Origin of the sequence: Shewanella sp. SM101 (genome assembly GCF_025654465.1) — a bacterium.
GTDB classification, from domain to species: domain Bacteria; phylum Pseudomonadota; class Gammaproteobacteria; order Enterobacterales; family Shewanellaceae; genus Shewanella; species Shewanella oncorhynchi.
On sequence record NZ_JAKKRH010000091.1, the window covers coordinates 1 to 5390 of the forward strand.

The 5390-nt window shown below is 45.3% G+C and carries 5 protein-coding genes and 4 tRNA genes; 8 read left to right on the plus strand and 1 reads right to left on the minus strand.

Translation table 11 applies throughout. The annotated features are described in order from the left end of the window. The 3 genes from L5M38_RS23600 to birA all read left to right on the plus strand — a co-directional run. A partial coding sequence (locus tag L5M38_RS23600) for a transposase (RefSeq protein ID WP_263176513.1) occupies window positions 1–230 on the plus strand: 230 nt, incomplete at its 5' end. 252 nt (window positions 231–482) lie between these two features. Next, the gene (murB, locus tag L5M38_RS23605) at window positions 483–1508 is read left to right on the plus strand and encodes a UDP-N-acetylmuramate dehydrogenase (RefSeq protein ID WP_263170344.1); all 1026 of its coding nucleotides are present in this window, start codon (window positions 483–485) and stop codon (window positions 1506–1508) included. After that, entirely contained in the window at window positions 1501–2460 is a 960-nt protein-coding gene (birA, locus tag L5M38_RS23610) for a bifunctional biotin--[acetyl-CoA-carboxylase] ligase/biotin operon repressor BirA (RefSeq protein ID WP_168827728.1), read from the plus strand. Before murB ends, birA begins: the two co-directional genes overlap by 8 nt. Window positions 2461–2487: 27 nt before the next feature. Here the strand turns inward: birA and coaA are convergent, their stop codons facing one another. Next, entirely contained in the window at window positions 2488–3438 is a 951-nt protein-coding gene (coaA, locus tag L5M38_RS23615; protein ID WP_105251027.1) for a type I pantothenate kinase, read from the minus strand. A gap of 235 nt (window positions 3439–3673) precedes the next feature. Between coaA and L5M38_RS23620 the strand changes: the two genes are divergently transcribed. From L5M38_RS23620 to tuf, 5 genes are all read left to right on the plus strand, one after another. After that, window positions 3674–3749 (plus strand) — tRNA-Thr (locus L5M38_RS23620). 8 nt (window positions 3750–3757) lie between these two features. Beyond that, window positions 3758–3842, plus strand: a tRNA-Tyr gene (locus tag L5M38_RS23625). A 38-nt stretch (window positions 3843–3880) separates the two neighbouring features. Beyond that, window positions 3881–3954, plus strand: a tRNA-Gly gene (locus L5M38_RS23630). 8 nt (window positions 3955–3962) lie between these two features. Further along, window positions 3963–4038 (plus strand) — tRNA-Thr (locus L5M38_RS23635). Between the two features lie 117 nt (window positions 4039–4155). Next, window positions 4156–5340 (plus strand): elongation factor Tu, encoded by a 1185-nt coding sequence (gene tuf / locus L5M38_RS23640; RefSeq protein ID WP_105251028.1) that lies wholly within the window; start codon window positions 4156–4158, stop codon window positions 5338–5340. The last annotated feature ends 50 nt before the right edge of the window (window positions 5341–5390 follow it).

The window sequence follows — 5390 nt, forward strand, 5'->3', positions numbered from 1 at the left end:
CCGATGACTTTGATAATCTGACGCTTCTCAAGTTGCCACCTTATTCACCGGAGTTGAATCCAATAGAGCAGGTATGGCAATGGCTGCGTCAAAATGTGTTGGCCAATCGTTGTTTTAGTGGTTATGACGATATTGTCGAACAGTGCTCTATCGCATGGAATACCTTCATTGAGAAGAAAGCAAGAGTGATAGAATTGTGTACTAGACCGTGGACAATTTTGACCAGTTAATTAATGTAATTGGTATTATAGCGCGATGATTTCACCCCCATGTGAGAGTAGGTCATCGCCAAGCGCCTAATTATCTCATTGAGATGTAACGAAGCCAGCTGAATAAGCTGGCTTTTTTGCGTCTATAATTTGTTAATTGGAGTGATTTTCCTGCTTTTCTCTCTGTTCTTCATCCTGCCATCTTCTCTAGCATGAGCTGCAATCCTCGCTTTTAGCAGTTACAATACGTTTTTGTCGTCATTGAACAAACACATGTCTCTATTTCATAGCCTTCAATCATTTAATTCCTTTGGTTTGGCCCAGTCTTGCGCGGATCTTGTTGAGGCGCACTCAAAAGAAGCTGTTAAGGCGATATGTCTGTCACTATGGCAACAACAATTGCCTATGTTGGTGCTTGGTGGTGGTAGCAATCTGGTCTTTACGGAGGACTTTAACGGCACAGTTGTCAGGATTTTATCGAAAGGGATAAAAGTATCTGAAGACACAGAAGCGTTTTATCTCGAAGTTGAGGCGGGTGAGAATTGGCACGAGTTAATTCAGTTTACGCTTGAGCATGGCATGTTTGGGCTGGAGAATATGGCGTTAATTCCTGGGACGGTTGGTGCCGCACCTATTCAGAATATTGGCGCTTATGGTGTTGAACTATGTGATGTGTGTGATTGGGTTGAGTATCTTGATTTACCCTCAGGTGAGTTTGTACGCATCAGCACAGCTGAGTGTCAATTTGCTTACCGTGAGTCTATTTTCAAAGACAAATTGCGCAATCTCGCTGTAATCACAGCTGTTGGGCTGCGCTTAGCTAAACGTTGGCAACCGCGTTTGGCCTATGGTCCATTGCAATCGTTTGATCCTGCAACCGTTACAGCGCATGAGATTTTTGAGCGTGTATGCCAAGTACGAAGTGAAAAGCTTCCTGATCCCGCTGTGCTCGGCAATGCAGGCAGTTTCTTTAAAAACCCCATTGTAAGCGCAGCCTGTTATCTAGATTTAGCACAGCGTTTTCCGACGATAGTGGGCTACGCACAAGCGGATGCAACAGTGAAATTGGCTGCAGGCTGGTTGATTGAGCAAGCGGGACTGAAAGGTTTTGTGCTCGGCAATGTGGCAGTGCATGACAAGCAAGCCTTAGTGTTAGTGAATCGAGGCGGAGCAACGGGGCATGATATTTGCCGCCTAGCGCTGCATGTTATTGCGCAAGTACAGGATAAATTTGGTGTTGTGCTAGAAGCCGAGCCTAGAATCATCGGGGCTAATGGCGAAGGAGATTTGCATGTCTGATCATTGGGGAAGAAAACGCCAGATATTAGCTTTATTATCTAGCGGGCAATTTGTTTCTGGCGAGCAGTTAGCCACTGAACTTGGGATTTCGCGTGCCGCAGTGAATAAGCACATCGATGCGCTAGAAACCTATGGTGTGGCAATTTATAGCGTCAAAGGTCGCGGCTATAAGTTAGCGAATCCTATTTCTTTGATTGATGCTTCACGTTTAGTGCAATCAATTGATAACCGTTGCTTTTACTTTGATGAGATAGCAAGCACTAACGGCTTTATGCTGGACCATACTACTGAATTGAAGAATGGTGATGTGTGTGTGGCAGAGTATCAATCCGCAGGTCGTGGTCGTCGAGGCCGAACTTGGGTGTCGCCCTATGGGCATCACTTATATTTCTCGCTGTTTTGGACTTTCCCGCAGGGAATGGCGCAGGCAATGGGATTAAGTTTAGTGGTGGCCTGTACATTGGTTGAAGTGCTTAAATCTTTTGGCGTCGAGAATATTGGTGTTAAGTGGCCCAATGACATCTATTTGGATAACAAGAAGCTTGCCGGGATCTTGATTGAGATGTCGGGGCAGGCTGATAGCCTGTGCCAGCTTATCATAGGTGTTGGTGTGAATATGGCTATGTCCGAGGAGCAAGGTAAAGGTATCGATCAGCCTTGGAGTGATTTGTCAGAGTTGGTCGATATGCCTGACAAGACGGCGCTTGTTATTGCATTACAGAAGCAGCTTAAGCGTGATATTCAGCTATTTGAGCGTGAAGGATTAGCTGCATTCAAGACTCGTTGGCAAGCCGCAGACTTATTTTATGGTCGTGAAATACGTTTGCTTATGGGGGAAAAGTCTGTCGAAGGAATTTGTCGAGGCGTTGATGAGCAAGGTGCAGTATTGCTCGAAACCGCCGACGGTGTTCAAGCATTTATCGGCGGTGAAATTAGCTTAAGGGCACGCTAAGTACCCAAGAGTCAATTTTACATAAGGCTATTTGCGCATCAGCACGTGGGACATCAAATGATCCTGACCTTTCTGCAGGATCAAATGGGCTCTCTCACGGGTCGGTTGAATGTTAAGTTGTAGGTTTGGGCCATTGATTGTGTCCCAAATATTGGCGGCAATCGTATTGGCCTCATCATCCGTTAGCGTCGAATAGTGATGAAAATAAGATTTTTTGTCACTGAATGCACCAGAGCGGAACTGCAAAAATCGTTCTTTATACCATTGTTTTAGCAAGGGTTCTTCTGCATCGACATAAATAGAAAAGTCGACAAAATCGGAGACGAAAGGACGACGGGTATCAACGGGGGAGTCGAGTCCAGTCTGCAATACATTCAAGCCTTCTAAAATTAAGATGTCTGGCTGAGAAACGGTTTGATGCTGATTCTTAACGCGGTCATAGGTGACGTGCGAATAGATAGGGGCTTTCACATGTGGCTGACCGGATTTCACGGCGGAGATAAACTCAACCAGCATTTTCATATCGTAACTTTCTGGAAATCCCTTACGCTGTAATAGTCCTTTACGTTTTAAGTCCGCCAGAGGATACAAAAAACCATCTGTTGTCACCAAATCAACTTTTGGGTGTTCAGGCCAGTGTCGTAGTAAAGCTTGCAAAATACGTGCTGTGGTGCTTTTCCCGACGGCGACACTACCAGCAATACTAATGATATAAGGACTTTTTGATGGTTTTTGACCGAGGAATTCATCAACCACTAAGCCTCGTTGTTGCTTAGCTTTAACGATCAAATTCAGTAGCCGGCTAAGGGGAAGATAAATATCGGTCACTTCCGATAAGGAAATCTTTTCATTTATGCCTCTAAGGTTCTCCAAGTCTTGCTCACTCAGTGTCAACGGCACTGAATCTCGTAACTCAGACCATTGCAGGCGCTCGAAGGCGAGATAGAGTGCTTTTTGAATTGAATTTTTAGAAGTCATTGGCTTTCCTCAGCTTAGGAAAGGCACAGTACACTATGAGATTATTTGGAACAATACTAAATGGGTGATTGCAGTCGTGTTTCCGTTACCGTTTGATGTATTCGCTGTTTAATTGGCCGTCAAAGTTGGATAACGTGTAAAAAAACACCGTTCAAGCGCTTTTTTTACGTAAATAGGCGTTTTTTACTTGCACTTGGGAGCGCATTTACCTAATATCCCGTTCCGAAATGATAATGCCGGCATAGCTCAGTTGGTAGAGCAACTGACTTGTAATCAGTAGGTCCCGAGTTCGACTCTTGGTGCCGGCACCATTTTATGTGGAGGGGTTCCCGAGTGGCCAAAGGGATCAGACTGTAAATCTGACGGCTCAGCCTTCGAAGGTTCGAATCCTTCTCCCTCCACCACTTTTTTCTAGGTAGTTAGGTAGCCTTAGTTAGGTTGCGCGGACATCGTATAATGGTATTACTCCAGCCTTCCAAGCTGATAACGCGGGTTCGATTCCCGCTGTCCGCTCCAAATTAGTTGCTGATATGGCTCAGTTGGTAGAGCACACCCTTGGTAAGGGTGAGGTCGGCAGTTCGAATCTGCCTATCAGCACCAGCCTCTCTAAATTTAGCTCCTACACCTAAACATAATCGGTTCGATGTCATTTTAATGCATCGGATTTTTTCTATATGTTAGTTTTCATCACCAAGAATCTTGGACTGAGGCATTACCATGGCTAAAGCTAAATTTGAACGTATTAAGCCCCATGTAAACGTGGGCACCATTGGTCACGTTGACCATGGTAAAACCACACTGACTGCAGCTATCTCTCACGTACTGGCTAAGACCTACGGTGGCGAAGCTAAAGACTTCTCTCAAATCGATAACGCTCCAGAAGAGCGTGAGCGCGGTATTACGATCAATACCTCTCACATCGAATATGACACGCCTTCACGTCACTACGCACACGTAGACTGCCCAGGCCACGCTGACTATGTTAAAAACATGATCACTGGTGCTGCACAGATGGACGGCGCGATTCTAGTAGTTGCYTCTACAGACGGTCCAATGCCACAGACTCGTGAGCACATCCTGCTTTCTCGTCAGGTTGGCGTACCTTTCATCATCGTGTTCATGAACAAATGTGACATGGTAGATGACGAAGAGTTACTGGAATTGGTTGAAATGGAAGTGCGTGAACTTCTGTCAGAATACGATTTCCCAGGTGATGATTTACCAGTAATCCAAGGTTCAGCTCTGAAGGCCCTAGAAGGTCAACCAGAGTGGGAAGCTAAGATCCTTGAATTAGCCGCAGCACTGGATTCTTACATTCCAGAACCACAACGTGAYATCGATAAGCCGTTCCTACTGCCAATCGAAGACGTATTCTCAATTTCAGGCCGTGGTACAGTAGTTACTGGTCGTGTTGAGCGTGGTATTGTTAAAGTGGGTGACGAAGTTGAAATCGTTGGTGTTCGCACAACGACTAAAACAACGTGTACTGGTGTAGAAATGTTCCGTAAACTGCTTGACGAAGGTCGTGCAGGYGAGAACTGTGGTGTGTTATTACGTGGTACTAAGCGTGATGACGTAGAACGTGGTCAAGTATTGGCTAAACCAGGTTCAATCAACCCACACACGACTTTTGAATCAGAAGTTTAYGTTCTGTCAAAAGAAGAAGGCGGACGTCAYACTCCATTCTTCAAAGGCTACCGTCCACAGTTCTACTTCCGTACAACTGACGTAACCGGTACTATCGAACTGCCAGAAGGCGTAGAGATGGTAATGCCTGGCGACAACATCAAAATGGTAGTGACTCTGATTTGCCCAATCGCGATGGACGAAGGTTTACGCTTCGCAATCCGTGAAGGTGGTCGTACAGTTGGTGCTGGTGTAGTAGCTAAAATCATCGCTTAATTGCGATAGAAATTAGTTTGAAAAGGAAGCTTCGGCTTCCTTTTTTGTTT